This window comes from Halanaerobium sp. ST460_2HS_T2, from assembly GCF_003337665.1.
In the GTDB taxonomy this organism is placed as follows: Bacteria; Bacillota; Halanaerobiia; order Halanaerobiales; family Halanaerobiaceae; genus Halanaerobium; species Halanaerobium kushneri.
On the sequence record NZ_QPJF01000034.1, the window covers coordinates 12,827 to 29,501 of the forward strand.

Consider the following 16,675-nt stretch of genomic DNA (forward strand, 5'->3'; position numbering starts at 1 on the left):
TAAGGTGATAAAATGAAAAAATTATTTTTGTTTTTAATTAAAATCTATCAAAAGATTATTTCACCCTGGACGCCAAAAAGCTGTAGGTTTCGTCCTACCTGTTCCGAATATACGCGACAGGCTGTAAAAAAATACGGAGCCTTAAAAGGTGGTTGGATGGGATTTAAGCGAATTTTGCGCTGTCATCCTTTCAATCCCGGGGGATATGATCCGGTAGAATAGGAGGAATTTATTAAATGTTTGATTGGTTAATTAATGGAATGGCATATGCTCTAGATTTTATTTACAATATTGTCGGTAATTATGGGGTTGCAATTATAATTTTCACTCTGTTAATCAAGCTGGTACTATATCCTTTAACAGCTAAACAGACGCGTTCAATGAGAGAGATGCAGGAAATACAGCCTGAAATGCAAAAAATTCAGGAAGAATATAAAGAGGATAAAGAAAAGCAGCAGGAAGAAATGATGAAACTTTATCAGGAACACGGAGTTAATCCAGCTGCTGGCTGTCTGCCAATGATCGTTCAGATGGCTATTTTAATACCTTTATATAGGACAATTTTTGCTCTTGGAGATAAGATGGCAAATGAGGCTTTTTTATGGATAGGAACTATTACCAATGGGTCACTGGCTGAGCCAGACATTGCAATTGTTCTTTTAAATGCACTTGTTATGTTAGGTCAGACTTATATGACTCAAAAGATTTCTGGTGGAGAAGGCAAAAGCAATAAAATGATGTATTTGATGCCTCTCTTTATAGTATTTATTGGTTTCTCATTACCTGCTGGTGTCCTGTTATACTGGTTTACATCAACCCTATTTACTGTAGGTCAGCAGTATTTCCTATCTAAAGAACCTAGCAGAATCAAGGGGGATGCAGAATAAAAATGAAAAGCATAAAAGTAGAAGCTAAAAATGTCGAAAAAGCTGTAGAAAAAGCTCTAACTGAACTTGGAATTGCAAGAGAAAATGCTGAGATTAATGTTATAGATGAAGGAAGTAAAGGTTTATTGGGATTAATCGGAAATAAAGATGCTGTAGTTGAGGTAAAAGAAATTTTTGATCCTGTAAAAAAAGGTAAGGAGTTTTTAAAAAAACTTTTAGATAAGGCCAATATAAATGTTGATGTTGAAATTATGGGAGAAAAAAGTGATGATGAGCAGGTTGTTTACAACTTAACAGGGGAAAAAGAACTCGGTCTGGTTATTGGTCATCGAGGAGAAACTCTTGATGCAATGCAGTATTTGACTTCTATCTATATTAATAAAGAGCTGGAAGAATATTTTAGAGTTCTACTTGATGCTGAAGGTTATCGTGATCGCCGTCAGGAAACTTTGGAGAGATTGGCAGAGAGACTGGCTGCTAAAGCAGAAAGGAAACAGAGAAAAGTTGTTTTAGAGCCAATGCCACCACATGAAAGAAGAATTATTCATATTAAACTTAAAGAAAATAAAAATGTTAAATCATACAGTGAGGGGAAAGAGCCCTACCGTAAAGTTATGATAGAACCATTAGATAAGTAAAATTATCTAATATAAATAGTGAGCTGCATTATTTGGTGCAGCTATCAATAAAAAGAAAACAAAAGAAGCAAATGGCTTTTATCATTAACCCAGCAGGGATTTTCCCTGCTGGGTTATCTTTTAGGAGGTGTTGAGATTGGATATATTAAAAGAAGATACTATTGCAGCAATTGCAACTCCATTTGGTACAGGAGGTACCGGTAAAATAAGAATCAGTGGACCTCAGGCCTATCAAATTGGAGATAAAATATTTAGATCAGTTAAAAAAGGGAAAAAGCTGGCTGATCAGAAAACTTATACAGCTCATTATGGAAGAATTGTGGAACCAGAATCTGAGAAAATGATTGATGAAGTTGTAGCAATTATGATGAGAAAACCGCATTCATTCACCGGAGAAAATGTTCTGGAATTTGATTGCCATGGGGGAATGACTCCTCTGAGAGCGGTGCTGGACTTAAGCTTAAAATATGGTGCCAGACTGGCTGAACCGGGGGAATTTTCTCAGAGAGCTTTTTTAAATGGCAGGATTGATCTGGCTCAGGCAGAAGCTATAATCGAAGTAATAAATTCTAAAACAGAAAAAAGTCTGGATCTGGCTGTTGATCAGTTGAACGGAAAACTTTCCGAAAAAGTTGATCAGATAAAAGAGGAAGCTGTAGAAACTCTGGCTCATCTGGAAGCCGCTATAGATTATCCAGAGGATGAAATAGAGGGTTTCTCACCATCTGAACTCGGAGCTAGATTTAATTATATTAAAGAAGAAATAGAAAAGTTATTAAAAAGCAGTAAACAGGGTAAAATTTACAAAGAAGGTTTAAAAACTGTAATTGTAGGAAAACCAAATGTAGGGAAATCAAGCCTTTTAAATTATTTTTTAGAGGAAAAAAGAGCAATTGTTACAGATATTCCGGGGACAACCAGGGATGTTATTGAAGAATTTGTTAATTTGCAGGGAATTCCTTTAAAAATTATTGATACAGCAGGAATTAGAGAAACAAGTGATGCTGTAGAAAAAATTGGAGTTGAAAGAACAAGAAAGTCAGCTGAAAAAGCAGATCTGGTACTTTTTATGCTTGATATAAATCAGGGTATTACAGCAGAAGATAGAGAAATTTATAAATTAATTAAAGATAAACCACTGATTGTAATTGTTAATAAGACTGATCTGCCGGCTGTGATTGAAAAAGAAAAGATAGAGAATGAATTTTCTGAGCACAGTGTACTCTGGATATCACTTTTGGAAGAAGAAGGTTTAAATGAATTAAAAGATGATATTTTAGCAGAAATTCTTGATGAGGAAATTGATCTAGACGCGGAAGCAGTAATTACTCAGAGCAGACATCGTGATGCTCTGGTTAAGGCAGAAGAAGCAATTGAAAGAGTAATTGTTTCACATGAAACAAATATGCCCTATGATTTTTTAACAATAGATTTAAAGGATTGTCTGGATGGGCTTGGAAAAATAACAGGAGAAACTGTTGCTGATGACATTTTAGATAGAATATTTAATGATTTTTGTCTTGGAAAATAAATCTTAAGAGGGAGAGATATAATGGATTTTCATAAATATCCAAAAGAATACGATGTAATAGTAATAGGAGCCGGCCATGCTGGCTGTGAAGCTTCTCTGGCACCTGCCAGAATGGGTTTAAAAACATTAACACTTACAGTTAGTCTTGATCATGTTGCATTTATGCCCTGTAATCCTTCTCTGGGGGGACCAGGTAAATCTCATATTGTGCGAGAAATTGATGCACTTGGTGGAGAAATGGCCAGAAATATGGATGAAACAATGATTCAAATTAGAATGCTTAACACAAGTAAGGGGCCGGCGGTTCACGGTCTGCGGGGACAATCAGATAAAGATGAGTATCACAAACGAATGAAACAGGTCCTGGAACAGGAAGATAATATAGATTTAAAACAGCAAATTGCAGAAGATATAATTGTCGAAGATGGAGAAGTTAAAGGTGTTGTAACTAAAACCGGTATATTTTTTCCGGGTAAAAAAGTTGTACTAACAACAGGAACCTTTTTAAAAGGAAGAATTATAATTGGTGAGGCTAAATTTAATGCTGGCCCTAATCAGCAGTATCCTGCAAATAAACTTTCGGGAAGTCTAAAAGAGCTGGGGATTAATTTAAGAAGATTTAAAACAGGGACTCCCCCCAGAGTAAGTAAAAAATCTATGGATTTCTCAAAGATGGAGCCTCAGCCCGGTGAGGAAGGATTAAGCTTTTCTTTTGAATCTGATCCTTTAACTGGAGAACAGGCAATGTGTTATTTAACCTATACTTCAGAAGAAACTCATAAAATTATCAGTGATAATAAAATGAGGACACCATTATTTAGTGGTGTAATTGATGGTGTAGGACCCCGTTACTGTCCGTCAATTGAGGATAAGGTGGTTCGATTTCCTGATAAAGGAAGGCACCAGTTGTTCATTGAACCGGAAGGCCTAGGAACAGATGAGTACTATGTTTCCGGTCTTTCTACCAGCTTACCCTATGATGTTCAAATTGAGATGGCAAGAACAGTACCCGGCCTGGAAAATGTAGAAATTATGAGACCGGGTTATGCAATTGAATATGATTGTGTGGATCCGGAAGAATTAAAACTGGATCTGGAACTAAAAAAAGTAAAGGGACTCTATACAGCCGGACAGATTAACGGAAGTTCCGGTTATGAGGAGGCTGCTGGTCAGGGTTTGATTGCTGGAATCAATGCTGCTTTAAGTCTTCAGGATAAAGAACCATTAATTTTGAAAAGATCACAGGCCTATATTGGTGTTTTAATTGATGATTTAGTAACAAAAGGAACTCCGGAGCCATATCGAATTATGACTTCTAGAGCTGAATATAGACTGTTATTAAGACAGGATAATGCAGATCAACGTTTAACACCTCTTGGTAGAAAAATTGGTCTTGTAAGTGATCAGAGATATAATAACTATCAGGAGAAAATGGAAGGAGTAAAAAAAGCCTTAAATTATTTGCGAGCAGATGAAAATCAGGTTAATCCTACCAAAGAAGTAAGAGCCAGACTGGAAGAGTTAGGTAGCGGAAACTTAAGCAAACCGGTCAGCCTGGAAAAATTACTCCGCCGACCAGAAATTTCTTATCCGGATCTTGAATTTTTTGCTGATGACCTGCCGGAAATTAAGAAGGATGTTCAGGAACAGGTAGAGATTCAGGTCAAATATAAAGGCTATATTGAGCGCCAGCAGGCACAGGTTGAGCAGTTTAGAAAAATGGAAGAAAAGACAATACCTGAAGAATTAGATTATAATCAGCTTGATAACCTGCGTCTTGAAGCGAGAGAAAAGTTAAATAAGATTAGACCTCTTTCGATTGGTCAGGCGTCCCGAATTTCTGGTGTTTCTCCAGCTGATATTTCTGCTCTGATGATTTATTTAGAGCAGTATAATAGAACTAAAAAGGAGGAGCAGAGTGGAGAATAATAAAAATGAATTTATTAAGCAGTTAAAAGCAGGAATTGAAGCTTTAGATATTTCCTACAGCAGTGAACAGCTCGAACAGCTGTGGGAATATTATCTTTTCTTTATTAAAGAAAATAAAAAATATAATTTAAGTACAATAACTGAAGCAGATGCTGTTATTAAAAAACATTTTTTAGATTCACTGGTTATTTTAAAGCAGCTTAATTTTGATGGTCGAAAAAGATGGCTTGATATAGGAACTGGAGCTGGTTTTCCGGGTATGGTTTTGAAACTATTTTTGCCAGGAGACAGTTTCTATTTACTTGACTCTTCAGCTAAGAAAGTTAATTTTTTAAACCAGTTAATCTATAAACTCGGTCTTAAGGGTATTGATGCCAGCCACGGCCGAGCTGAAGATCTGGCTCAAATTGATGAATGGAGAGCTTCTTATGATTATGTTTGTTCACGAGCTGTGGCTTCTTTAAATGTATTACTCGAATATGCAGTTCCTTTTTTAAAAGTGGGGGCTCTTGCATATCTTTATAAAGGTCCTGAATATAAAGCAGAAATAAAGGAAGCTGAGACTGCGCTAAAAACATTAGGGGCTCAAATAAAAGAGGTTATAGAGCTTGATGTACCTGGACTGGAGGCAGAACGTTATTTAGTTATAGTTGAAAAAGTTTCTAAAACTCCAGTCAAATTTCCTCGCAGGGCTGGAATTCCGAAAAAACGCCCCTTATAAGTTATTTCCCGGGAAATAGTTTAGGAAATAACTTAACTCTGGCTTAAATTTTAAATATTAATAAAGGATATTTAAGTAATTTAGAGAAATATATTTTTATGTGGGGGTAATCATGAATGAAAATTCCTTTCTTTAATCAGGAAAATGAAAAAAACAGGGATCAGATTGTAGAAATAAAAACAAAAAAAATTAAAGTCAATCCATTTCAGCCCCGTCAGGAATTTAATCAGGCTGAGATTGAAGAACTTGCCAGTTCGATTAAAAATTTTGGTTTAATCCAGGCAATTACAGTCCGAAAAAAAGAGGATGGTTATGAACTAATTGCCGGAGAAAGAAGGCTCAGGGCTGCCAGATTTCTAAATAGGGAAATGATTCCGGCAGTAATAAAAGATTTTAATGATCAACAAATGGCAGAAATAGCCTTAATTGAAAATTTACAGCGCAAAGATTTGAATTTTTTAGAAGAAGCACATGCTTATCAAAGACTTATAGATCAATTTAATTTAACACAGAAAGAACTGGCGGCAAGAGTTTCAAAAAGTCAGTCAACAATTGCAAATAAACTGCGCTTATTAAATTTACCTTCTCAAATCAGAGAAAAAATTCTGACAGCTGATTTAAGTGAGCGTCATGGCAGGGCACTTTTGCAATTAGACTCTGCTTCAGAACAGCTAGCAGTGGTTGAAGAAATAAGCAGTAAAGGTTTGAACGTAAGAGAGGCTGAAAAACTTATTAAAAAAAGAAAGCAGCCAAAAAAGGCAAAAAAGAAGATCAAGCATATTTCTGATGATCTGAGACTTTTTGCAAATTCTCTGGAAAAAAGAATTAAAGAAATTAAAGATTCCGGTATCACGGTGGATTATGAGCGTAATGATGAACAGGATAGTATAGAATATTATATTAAACTATCTAATAAAAAGTGAAATATTAAATGATATTCACAAAGAGGTGAAATGATGGCTAAAAAAATTGCAATTGTCAACCAGAAAGGTGGGGTCGGCAAGAGCACAACAGCAGTTAATTTGAGTGCTGGCCTGGCAGAAAAAAGCAATAAAGTTTTATTGATTGATATTGACCCTCAGGGAAATGCAAGCAGTGGCCTGGGAATCGAAAAGTCGGAGGTAGAATATACAATCTATGACCTATTGATCGAGTCTGAGCCACCTGCAAAAGCAATTTTGCAGAGCGAGAGTCAGAATCTGGATATTATTCCTGCTAATATTGAGCTGGCAGGGGCTGAAATAGAGCTTGTGTCTATCATGTCCAGAGAAAGCAGACTTAAAAAATCATTAAAAAACCTTGATCAGGATTATGATTATATTATTATTGACTGTCCTCCATCTCTGGGATTATTAACATTGAATGCTCTAACAGCTGCAGATAGTGTAATGGTTCCTATTCAGTGTGAATATTATGCGCTAGAGGGTTTGGGCCAACTGATGAACACTATTGAACTTGTTCGCAAAAACTTAAACTCTGATTTAAGAATTGAAGGAGTTTTGATGACAATGTATGATGCAAGGACCAATCTTTCGGAGCAGGTAATAGATGAGGTTAAAGATTATTTTTCTAAACTGGTTTTTGAGACGATAATTCCTCGTAATGTTCGTTTAAGTGAAGCACCAAGTTTTGGAAAACCAATTTTAGACTACAGCTCCTCTTCAAAAGGGGCAGAAGCATACAGAAAATTAGCAGAGGAAGTGATCTCTCTTGAGTAAAAAAAGACTGGGTAAAGGTTTAAGTGCGCTCATAAATAATGAGGAGAATGTTGATCAAAGTAGAGTTGAAGAAATTTTTGTTGATCAAATTGAGGCCAACCCCTTTCAGCCGCGGAGTAATTTTGATGAAGATGCTTTGAAGGAACTGGCAAACTCAATTAGGGAAAAAGGAGTTATTCAGCCAATTACAGTACGCAAGATAAAAGCAGAAAAATATCAGATTGTAGCAGGAGAGAGGCGGTGGCGGGCCTCAAAGTTGGTTGGGTTAAATAAAATACCAGCGGTAATTAGAAATTTTGATGATCAGGAAATGCTTGAGATTGCGCTAATTGAAAACATACAGAGAGAGGATTTAAATCCGGTTGAAGAGGCAAAGGCTTATAAGGAAATGCTGGATAATTTTGATATAACTCAGGCAGATCTGGCAAAACAGGTCGGCAAAAGTCGTTCTAATGTTTCAAATATGGTAAGATTATTAAAGCTTGCTGATAAAGTTAAAAATCATCTTGAACGGGGAATAATAACAATTGGTCATGCCCGGGCTCTTTTATCTTTAGAAAAAGAATCGACCCAGGTTGCAGCCTGTGAAAACATAATAATTCAGGATTTAACAGTTCGGGAAACAGAAAATTATGTTGAAAAACTTAAAAACCCTCTAAAAAATAAAGAAAAGAAAAAAGAAAGCAGTGAGCTTTCTCCAATCTGGCAGCAGGCAGCAGAGGAATTAGGGGAAAAATTAGGGACAAAGGTTAAAATTAAGCAGCGAAAGAAGAATAATTTATTGACTATTGAAATTGATAGTGTTGAAAAATTAAATAATCTGATGAAAAAAATCAAGTAGTGTTTCATGTGAAACAAATATATATAGAAGAGAGTAGATAGGTGATATAATGATAGGAACTATAGTTAATGTGGCGTCTGTACTGACTGGAAGTACTATTGGAGTGCTTTTTCGCGGCAAATTCCCCGAAAAAGTTCAAACCACTGTTATCCATGGGATTAGTCTGGCTGTAATTTTAATTGGAATGAAAATGGCTTTTAGTATTGAAAAGGATCCAGATATTTTGCTGGTTATTTTTAGTCTGGTGATTGGTGCGGTTATTGGAGAATTAATGGGGTTAGAAACAAGGTTAAATGAATTTGGTGAACATTTAAAAGAAAGATTTGGGGGAGAAGATGACCTTTTTGTACAGGGTTTTGTTCAGGCCAGTTTAATTTACTGTGTTGGGGCAATGGCAATTATGGGATCAATTCAGGATGGTCTTAATGGAGATCCCAGTATCTTATTTACAAAATCCCTGCTGGATGGGATAACTTCAATTGCTTTTGCTGCAAGCACAGGGATAGGAGTTGCTTTTTCAGTTATTCCGATACTAATTTATCAGGGGAGTATCACCTTAGCAGCGGGCTGGGCAGCTGTATATTTGACTGAAGACATGATTCGGATAATGACAGCCAGCGGAGGACTTTTAATTACAGCTATCGGTTTAAATATGCTGGGCGTTAGTAAGATTAAGACCGGAAACTTACTGCCGGCACTGCTGGTTGCTATTTTTCTAACAGCATTTGTATTTTAATTTTGCAATATTTAAAAAAATAATATATAATTAATACATAGAATTAAATAAAACGGGTGAAGGCTGAATGAGAGACCATAGTGGCGCCGAAGGAGCAAGGGGAACCGAAACTCTCAGGCAAAAAGAATTCAGCTGGACGTAACTCTGGACATTTTTTGATAGTTTATGAACAGGGAGTCGGATTAGTTTCCGACTTCCTGTTTTTGCTTTTTAACTCATAAAAAGGGGGATAAATTAATGAAAAAAACTCCGCTCAATCAGATACATAAGGATATGGGAGCAAAGATGACTGATTTTGGTGGCTGGGAAATGCCAGTAGAATATGTTGGGATTATTGAAGAACATAAAGCTGTCAGAAAAAAATGTGGTCTTTTTGATGTCTCACATATGGGAGAGATTCTTGTTAGAGGTAAGAATGCATTTAAATCACTGCAGCATATTATAACAAATGATTTAAACAAACTTGAAAAGGGTAAAATATTATATACGCCTATCTGTAAAGAAGATGGAGGAATAATTGATGATCTACTGGTTTACTGTCTGCAGGAAGACCAGTATCTGCTGGTTGTAAATGCTTCTAATATTGAAAAGGACTTTAAATGGATAAATAAACACCTGCTGGAAGGAACAACTGCTGAAAATCTTTCGGAACAGTATGCAATGTTGGCTCTTCAGGGTCCGGATTCGAAAAAAATACTGACAGAATTAACAGATATCGACTTAAACAGTATTGATTACTATAGATTTAGGCAGGCTAAAGTTGCCGGGGTTAATATGATAATCTCAAGAACCGGTTATACGGGAGAACTTGGTTATGAACTATATTTTGATCCTGAAGCAGCTGAAAAAATGTGGAAAGAGTTGATGGAAGCAGGATCGGATTATGGACTTCAAGCCTGTGGCCTTGGGGCCAGAGACACTCTTAGACTTGAAAAAATGTATGCTCTTTATGGTAATGATATAGATGAAAGCACCAACCCCTTTGAAGCCAGATTAAGCTGGACAGTTTCAATAAATAAAGAAGAGTTTATCGGTAAAAATAGATTGAGTGAGATTAAAAAAGACTGCTGTCAGCGGAAATTAACTCCATTTATAATTCAGGGTAGAGGTGTAGCCCGCCATGGTTATCCAGTCTATGTGGGTGAAGAAAAAATTGGAGAAGTAACCAGTGGAAGTTATTCACCAACTTTAGAAACAGGAATAGGTCTTGCTTATATAAATAATGATTATACAGAAGCTGGCAGTCAAATTGAAATTAAAGTAAGGCGCAGAAAAATTAAAGCTGAGGTAGTAAAAGGTCCTTTTGTTTAGGACTATAAATATAATAATTAAAGCAATTGGATTCTGTATTAAAAATCAAAAGGAGGAATAAAAATGAGTGTAAAAGACGATTTATATTATTCGGAGGACCATGAGTGGGTTAGAGAAGAAGAAGATTATCTGGTAATCGGAGTTACTGATTTTGCGCAGGAGGAACTGGGTGATATTGTTTTTGTAGAATTACCAGAAGTTGACGAAGAATTCGATAAAGATGATAGCTTTGGGGTTTTAGAGTCGGTTAAAGCTGTTTCTGACACTTTTATACCGGTTAGCGGCAGAGTAATAGAAGTTAACGAAGATTTACTTGATAATCCGGAACTTATTAACGATGACCCCTATGGTGAAGGATGGCTAATTAAAGTTGATCCGGCTGATGATTCCGAACTGGATGAACTTTTATCTGCTGAGGAGTATGCTGAATTCATAGAGGAGGAATAAGCATGGACTATATTTCCAATACAGCAGCAGAAAAAAACAAAATGCTGAAGGAGATTGGAATAAAAGAAGTTAAAGATCTTTTTCAGATGATACCAGAAGCAGTAGCAGCAGATGATGAATTAAAAATCAAAGCAGGAATTTCTGAGATGGAATTAATGAGAAAGGCTCAGGCACAGGCAGCTAAGAACAAAAGCCTTGATCAACAGATTTCTTTTTTGGGGGCTGGAGCCTATGATCACTATGTTCCCGGAATAATTGATGCATTAATTTCTCGTTCGGAGTTTTATACAGCCTATACACCTTATCAGGCAGAGTTGAGTCAGGGGACTCTGGAAGCCATTTATGAATATCAGAGCATGATCTGTGATCTAACAGGTATGGGAATTGCTAATGCATCAATGCTGGATGGAGGTTCAGCAGCAGCAGAAGCAGTTACTATGGCTGCCAGAATAACAAGAAAAGCACGGGTTATTTTACCGGATACAATAAATCCTGCCTACAGAGAAGTTATAAAAACTTATGGTTCAGGGGTAGATCTTGATTTTATTGATTTAGAAAGTGAAAATCAAATTATTAATCCCGCTTTAATTGAGGAAAAAATTGATAATCAAACAGCTGTAGTTGTGCTTCAGTATCCAAATTTTTATGGTTCTATCGAAAAAATGGAATCAATTTCAAAGATAGTAAAAAATAACAAAAAGACTTTATTGTTAATAATAGCTAATCCAATTTTACTTGGCTTATTAAAAGCTCCCGCCGATTTTGGAGCTGATATTGTAGTGGGAGAAGCTCAAAGTCTGGGCAGCGGTCTTAATTATGGGGGACCAAACCTTGGTTTTATGGCCTGTCGGGATGATAGGAAGATGTTAAGACAGCTTCCTGGTAGAATTGTTGGTAAAACTACTGATGTTGAAGGTAAAGAGGGTTTTGTTTTAACTTTACAGACCCGAGAGCAGCATATTCGCCGCGAAAAAGCAACTTCTAATATCTGTACTAATGAAGCTTTAAATGCTTTAATGGCTACAATTTATCTCTCAACAATGGGCAAAGAAGGTCTTAAAGAAGTAGGAGAACAGTCATATCATAAAGCACACTATTTAGCTGCTAAACTTGATCAGCTGGCTGGTTATCAGGTCTTAAATAAAGAGAATTTTTTTAATGAATTTGTTTTAAAATCTGAAAAAGACAGTACAGAATTAATTAATGAGCTAATGAAGTCTGATATAATTGCCGGTTATGACCTAAAAGAGCTTGGCAGTGAAGGAATTTTAGTCTGTGTTACTGAAAAAAGAACAAAAACAGAAATGGATAAATTAGTAGAAAAACTGGAGGTGCTTTAAGTGGAGGAAAAATTAATAAAAGATTACAGCAGTCCGGGACGAAAAGGATACTCTCTACCTCCGCTTGAGGTGGAAAAAAGCAATCTTGCCGAAAATTTAGCTGATTACTTAAGAGAAGATTTAGAGCTGCCGGAAGTAAGTGAGGTTGATGTGGTTAGACATTATACAGCTTTAAGTGAGATGAATTATGGTGTTGATTCGGGTATCTATCCCCTTGGATCCTGTACGATGAAATATAATCCCAAAAGAAATGAAAGAGTGGCCAGAATTTCAGGTTTAACAAATATTCATCCCTACCAGCCTGTAGAACAGCTGCAGGGGTCTCTGGAGTTGTTGTACCAGTTAAAACTTGATCTGGCAGAAATTAGTGCTATGGATGAGATAACGTTGCAACCGGCATCAGGGGCTCATGGGGAATTCACATCGCTTTTAATAGTTAAAAAGTATTTTGCAGATCGTGAAGAAGAAAGGACTAAGGTGATTGTTCCTGATTCAGCTCACGGAACCAACCCGGCCAGTGCAGCAATGGCTGGTTTTGATGTGGTTGAAATTGCCTCAAATGAGAGGGGGATGGTTGATCTTGATGCGCTGGCAGAGGCTCTGGATGAAAAAACTGCAGCACTGATGCTGACCAATCCAAATACACTTGGTATTTTTGAAGAAGATATTTTAAAGATAACTGAGATGGTTCATGAAGTTGGTGGTCTGGTATATTATGATGGTGCAAACATGAATGCAATTATGGGTTATGCCAAGCCGGGACTGATGGACTTTGATTTAATGCATTTTAATCTTCACAAAACATTTTCAACTCCTCATGGAGGAGGAGGCCCTGGATCTGGACCTGTTGGTGTTAAGGACTTTTTAGCTCCTTATCTGCCGAAGCCTTTATTAAAAAAAGATGAAGAAAAATATTACTGGGATTATCAGCGCCCAAAATCAATTGGTAAGGTCCACAGTTTTTATGGGAATTATGGAGTTATGCTCCGAGCCTGGTCATATATTAAAACTGTAGGTGGCAGCGGCCTAAAAGAGACAACCGAAAATGCTGTTTTAAATGCTAATTATTTAAAGGCAAAGCTAAAAAATGATTTTGAGCTTCCATATGCTGAAGATAGCTTGCATGAGTTTGTTCTATCTGGCAGCCGTCAGAAAGAAGAAGGAGCTTCGACTTTAAATATAGCGAAAAGATTACTGGATTATGATCAGTATGCTCCTACTATCTATTTCCCACTTGTAGTAAAGGAAGCAATGATGATAGAGCCAACAGAGACTGAAAACATAGGCACTCTAGATCATTTTGTAGAGACAATGCTAACTATTTCCCGGGAAATAAAAGAGAATCCTGAAATAGTAAAAAATGCACCGCATTCCACCATTGTTAGAAAACTAAATGAAACAGAAGCTGCTAGAAATCCTGATTTACACTGGTAATAAATGTAAGAATAAAATATCCTCAGGATATCTTTAATACATTAAGGTAATATTATGTTGATATCGGAAATTATGAAACTAAAAATTTTATCCCCAAAAAATATTAGGTATAATTTCCTGGACATAAAAAAAGATATTTAAAAATGGCCCTGTTGAGGGCCATTTTTGCAGTTTTAGGTATCTATATGATATAATATTAAATTGAAGTTAATTAAAAGTGGGGGTAAAAATGAGAGAAGAAATTTATAAAAATCAGCTGGAAGAAGAAAATAAAAAACTTTACCAGGAATGTGTTGAACTAATGGAAAAGGGGAGACGAAAAAAAGCTGAAAATCTGCTTGATCAGTTTTTAGAAGAAAAACCCGGTTTTGTGCCTGCTCTTAATAAAAAGGCCGTTATTCATATTTATAAAAAAGATTTTAATCAGGCTCAATCACTGCTCAATAGAATACTGCAGCAGGATCCAGACTTTGCTCCTGCTCTTACCAATCTGGGAAGTATAGCTAGAGAATTGGGTAATTCAAAGAGAGCCAAAGAACTTTATCAGAAAGCGATTAAAGTAGATGAGGATTATGGACCTGCCTATAATAATTTAGGTGTAATTTATTGTGAAGAAGGGAATTATTCGGAATCTATTAAATATCTAAAAAAGGCAAGAAAAAGAGGAAGTTTCAGCTATCATTTAAATGCCGATAAGCCTTTTTATAAGGATCCAGGCTGTCTTTTTGTTATCTTTTTAGTAATCACTTTAATTACTATTCTTTATTTTCTTTTAACATAGGTTTAAAAATATAATTAATTATATTTTTAGTAAATATTACTGCTGGTTAAGTCTATTATAGGAAGGGGTCTTTAAATGCCGAAAAATTATTCAGTAGGTGATAGGGTAGAATTTAAAAAAACACATCCCTGTGGGGGTAAAACCTGGGAAATTATAAGGGTTGGCATGGATTTTAAAGCCAAATGTGAGACCTGTGAGAGAGTAATTATGTTACCAAGAAATAAATTTGAAAAAAGCGTTAAGAAAAAACTTTAATTATTGAGGAAGGAAGATTTTTAAATGAAAATAGGAATCGTTGGACTGCCGAATGTAGGCAAATCGACTCTTTTTAATGCTCTGACAGAAGCTGGAGCTGATGCAGCAAATTATCCTTTCTGCACAATCGATCCTAATGTTGGTGTTGTACCTGTACCGGATGAGCGGCTCGATTGGCTGGCAGAAAAATATCAGCCTGAAAAGAAAACTCCAACAGTGATTGAATTCGTTGATATAGCAGGACTTGTGGAAGGGGCGAGTCGCGGAGAAGGTCTGGGCAATAAATTTTTAGCTCATATCAGAGAAGTAGATGCTATTGCTCAGGTGGTACGTTGTTTTGATGATGAAAATATAACCCATGTTGATGGTAAAATTTCTCCGGATAGAGATATAGATATTATTAATACAGAATTAATGATGGCTGATCTAACTCAAGTAGAAAAAAGACTGGAAAAATCTAAAAAACAGGCTAAAAGTGGAGATAAAATATATCTCAGGGAAGTTGAATCACTGGAGAAAATTTCAGCTGCTCTGGAAGAAGGAAAAAATATTCGTCAGCTTGATCTTTCAGAAACTGGAGAGAGACTGGTTAAAGAATTGCAGTTATTAAGTGCTAAACCTATTATTTATCTGGCTAATGTTAATGAAGAAGATATTAATACCGGTCAGAATGAATTAGTCAAAGATGTAAAAGAACACGCTGAGCGTGATGGTGCCAAGGTGGTTGAAATTAGCGCTAAAATTGAGGCTGATATTGCAGAACTTGATGAAGACGAAAAAGATATGTTTTTAGAAGAATTAGGACTTAATGATTCCGGGCTGGATCGAGTAATTAAAGCCGGATATGAATTATTAAACCTGCTTACTTTTTTAACTGCAGGAGAAAAAGAATGCAGAGCCTGGACAGTAGAAAAAGGTTCGACAGCACCTCAGGCAGCAGGTCGGATTCACAGTGATATGGAAAAAGGTTTTATCAGAGCTGAAATTGTAAGTTTTGAAGATTTAAAACGAGTGGGATCAATGGCTGAGGCAAGAGAAGAAGGATTGCTGCGCCTTGAAGGTAAGGATTATATAATGCAGGATGGAGATATCTGCCACTTTAGGTTTAATGTCTGATCTTATCAACAGTATAATTTGTTACAATCTCCGCTAACACTTTTTTGATGAATTAAAGGCTGATTTTTCTAATGTAGCTGTGGAGTTTGAGTGTATTTTGAAAAATCTATACGCATTTAATTCCCAAAAAAGTTACTTCGATTGAATTCACAAATTATACTGTTGATAATCTCTCTAATATAAAGTTTAAAAATCTACTTCGATTGAATTCATAAAATAAAGAGGTGATAATCTCTCTATAGTGTATTAAAAAAAGTTACTCCGATTGAGTTCATAAATTATATTATTGATAATCTCTTTGTATATTCTGATTAAAGTAGTGAATTAGAAAAGTAATAATCTTTTTAGAGTATCAAAAGCTGATTTTTCTAAAGGGGCAGGAAAGTTAAGAGGCAATTATTATGTTAAAAAAAATTGATCAAAAAATATTTTTTGTACTCTATTATTTTACTGTCAGCCATGAAATGATTTCAGAGCTGGCAGTTTTTATTACAAAATTTTCTTCTAAGTTTTTTTCCGTGATCTATTTTGCGGTTGGTGGTTGGCTCATTTATAACAAAGATGCCAGACTCAAAGCTTTTATACTGATTCCGGCTGCTGTATATCTGATAGTTAAAGTTATTCCAACTTTATATAATCGCCAGCGTCCTTTTGCAGAGTTTAAGTTAAAAAGCCTCGTTGAGCAGAGAGAGGACCACTCTTTTCCCAGTACCCACACAGCAAGTTCATTGATTATTTCGCTTGCTGTTTTAAATATTAGCTTAGAGCTGGGCATTTTAATGACTATAATGGCGGTGATAACTGCTCTGACAAGAATTATGGTGGGAGTACATTATCCTTCGGATATTATTGGGTCTATAATAATTGTCCTTACTGTAAAAATAATAGAAATTAACACTAGCATTGCATAAAAATATTTAATAAATGTCAAGTTCTATTTTCAGCGAAAATACTTGCTTAAAATAGAAAAACTCCTTATAATTGGAATTA

18 protein-coding genes and 1 riboswitch are annotated in these 16,675 nt (G+C 35.8%); all 18 genes read left to right on the top strand.

Annotated elements, in window-relative coordinates:
- Positions 1-12 precede the first annotated feature (12 nt).
- The 18 genes from yidD to DFR80_RS13450 all read left to right on the top strand — a co-directional run bounded on the left by yidD (position 13) and on the right by DFR80_RS13450 (position 16,596).
- A complete protein-coding gene (gene yidD, locus DFR80_RS13365) occupies positions 13-222 on the top strand; it encodes a membrane protein insertion efficiency factor YidD (protein WP_076546019.1) in 210 nt (69 codons plus the stop codon).
- Positions 223-236: 14 nt separating this feature from the next.
- Positions 237-887 (top strand): YidC/Oxa1 family membrane protein insertase, encoded by a 651-nt coding sequence (locus DFR80_RS13370; RefSeq protein WP_076546018.1) that lies wholly within the window; start codon positions 237-239, stop codon positions 885-887.
- Between the two features lie 2 nt (positions 888-889).
- Positions 890-1,525, top strand: a complete 636-nt coding sequence (jag, locus tag DFR80_RS13375; RefSeq protein ID WP_076546017.1) for an RNA-binding cell elongation regulator Jag/EloR — start codon at positions 890-892, stop codon at positions 1,523-1,525.
- A gap of 136 nt (positions 1,526-1,661) precedes the next feature.
- A complete protein-coding gene (gene mnmE / locus DFR80_RS13380; RefSeq protein WP_114490275.1) occupies positions 1,662-3,056 on the top strand; it encodes a tRNA uridine-5-carboxymethylaminomethyl(34) synthesis GTPase MnmE in 1,395 nt (464 codons plus the stop codon).
- Between the two features lie 21 nt (positions 3,057-3,077).
- Complete coding sequence (gene mnmG / locus DFR80_RS13385) at positions 3,078-4,985, top strand: tRNA uridine-5-carboxymethylaminomethyl(34) synthesis enzyme MnmG (protein WP_076546015.1); 1,908 nt, start codon at positions 3,078-3,080, stop codon at positions 4,983-4,985.
- The gene (gene rsmG / locus DFR80_RS13390) at positions 4,975-5,706 is read left to right on the top strand and encodes a 16S rRNA (guanine(527)-N(7))-methyltransferase RsmG (protein WP_114490276.1); all 732 of its coding nucleotides are present in this window, start codon (positions 4,975-4,977) and stop codon (positions 5,704-5,706) included. The genes mnmG and rsmG overlap by 11 nt, the downstream gene beginning before the upstream one ends.
- 116 nt (positions 5,707-5,822) lie before the next feature.
- Positions 5,823-6,629, top strand: a complete 807-nt coding sequence (gene noc, locus DFR80_RS13395; protein WP_076546013.1) for a nucleoid occlusion protein — start codon at positions 5,823-5,825, stop codon at positions 6,627-6,629.
- 33 nt (positions 6,630-6,662) lie between these two features.
- Positions 6,663-7,424: a ParA family protein gene (locus DFR80_RS13400; protein WP_114490277.1), complete on the top strand. Its 762-nt coding sequence runs from the start codon at positions 6,663-6,665 to the stop codon at positions 7,422-7,424.
- Entirely contained in the window at positions 7,417-8,265 is an 849-nt protein-coding gene (locus DFR80_RS13405; RefSeq protein ID WP_114490278.1) for a ParB/RepB/Spo0J family partition protein, read from the top strand. Before DFR80_RS13400 ends, DFR80_RS13405 begins: the two co-directional genes overlap by 8 nt.
- A gap of 49 nt (positions 8,266-8,314) precedes the next feature.
- Positions 8,315-9,001: a DUF554 domain-containing protein gene (locus DFR80_RS13410; RefSeq protein WP_076546010.1), complete on the top strand. Its 687-nt coding sequence runs from the start codon at positions 8,315-8,317 to the stop codon at positions 8,999-9,001.
- Between the two features lie 56 nt (positions 9,002-9,057).
- Positions 9,058-9,140: riboswitch (glycine riboswitch) on the top strand.
- Positions 9,141-9,238: 98 nt separating this feature from the next.
- Positions 9,239-10,312 (top strand): glycine cleavage system aminomethyltransferase GcvT, encoded by a 1,074-nt coding sequence (gene gcvT, locus DFR80_RS13415; RefSeq protein WP_114490279.1) that lies wholly within the window; start codon positions 9,239-9,241, stop codon positions 10,310-10,312.
- A gap of 63 nt (positions 10,313-10,375) precedes the next feature.
- Complete coding sequence (gene gcvH, locus DFR80_RS13420) at positions 10,376-10,759, top strand: glycine cleavage system protein GcvH (protein WP_076546008.1); 384 nt, start codon at positions 10,376-10,378, stop codon at positions 10,757-10,759.
- A 2-nt stretch (positions 10,760-10,761) separates the two neighbouring features.
- The gene (gene gcvPA / locus DFR80_RS13425; RefSeq protein WP_114490280.1) at positions 10,762-12,099 is read left to right on the top strand and encodes an aminomethyl-transferring glycine dehydrogenase subunit GcvPA; all 1,338 of its coding nucleotides are present in this window, start codon (positions 10,762-10,764) and stop codon (positions 12,097-12,099) included.
- On the top strand, positions 12,100-13,533 hold the full coding sequence (gcvPB, locus tag DFR80_RS13430) for an aminomethyl-transferring glycine dehydrogenase subunit GcvPB (RefSeq protein ID WP_114490281.1): 1,434 nt from the start codon (positions 12,100-12,102) through the stop codon (positions 13,531-13,533).
- Between the two features lie 229 nt (positions 13,534-13,762).
- Positions 13,763-14,314: a tetratricopeptide repeat protein gene (locus DFR80_RS13435; RefSeq protein ID WP_114490282.1), complete on the top strand. Its 552-nt coding sequence runs from the start codon at positions 13,763-13,765 to the stop codon at positions 14,312-14,314.
- A 75-nt stretch (positions 14,315-14,389) separates the two neighbouring features.
- Positions 14,390-14,569 carry a DUF951 domain-containing protein gene (locus DFR80_RS13440; protein ID WP_114490283.1) on the top strand — a complete coding sequence of 60 codons (180 nt, stop codon included), beginning with the start codon at positions 14,390-14,392 and terminating at the stop codon, positions 14,567-14,569.
- Between the two features lie 24 nt (positions 14,570-14,593).
- A complete protein-coding gene (gene ychF, locus DFR80_RS13445; protein WP_076546003.1) occupies positions 14,594-15,685 on the top strand; it encodes a redox-regulated ATPase YchF in 1,092 nt (363 codons plus the stop codon).
- Between the two features lie 401 nt (positions 15,686-16,086).
- Positions 16,087-16,596, top strand: a complete 510-nt coding sequence (locus DFR80_RS13450) for a phosphatase PAP2 family protein (RefSeq protein WP_114490284.1) — start codon at positions 16,087-16,089, stop codon at positions 16,594-16,596.
- The last annotated feature ends 79 nt before the right edge of the window (positions 16,597-16,675 follow it).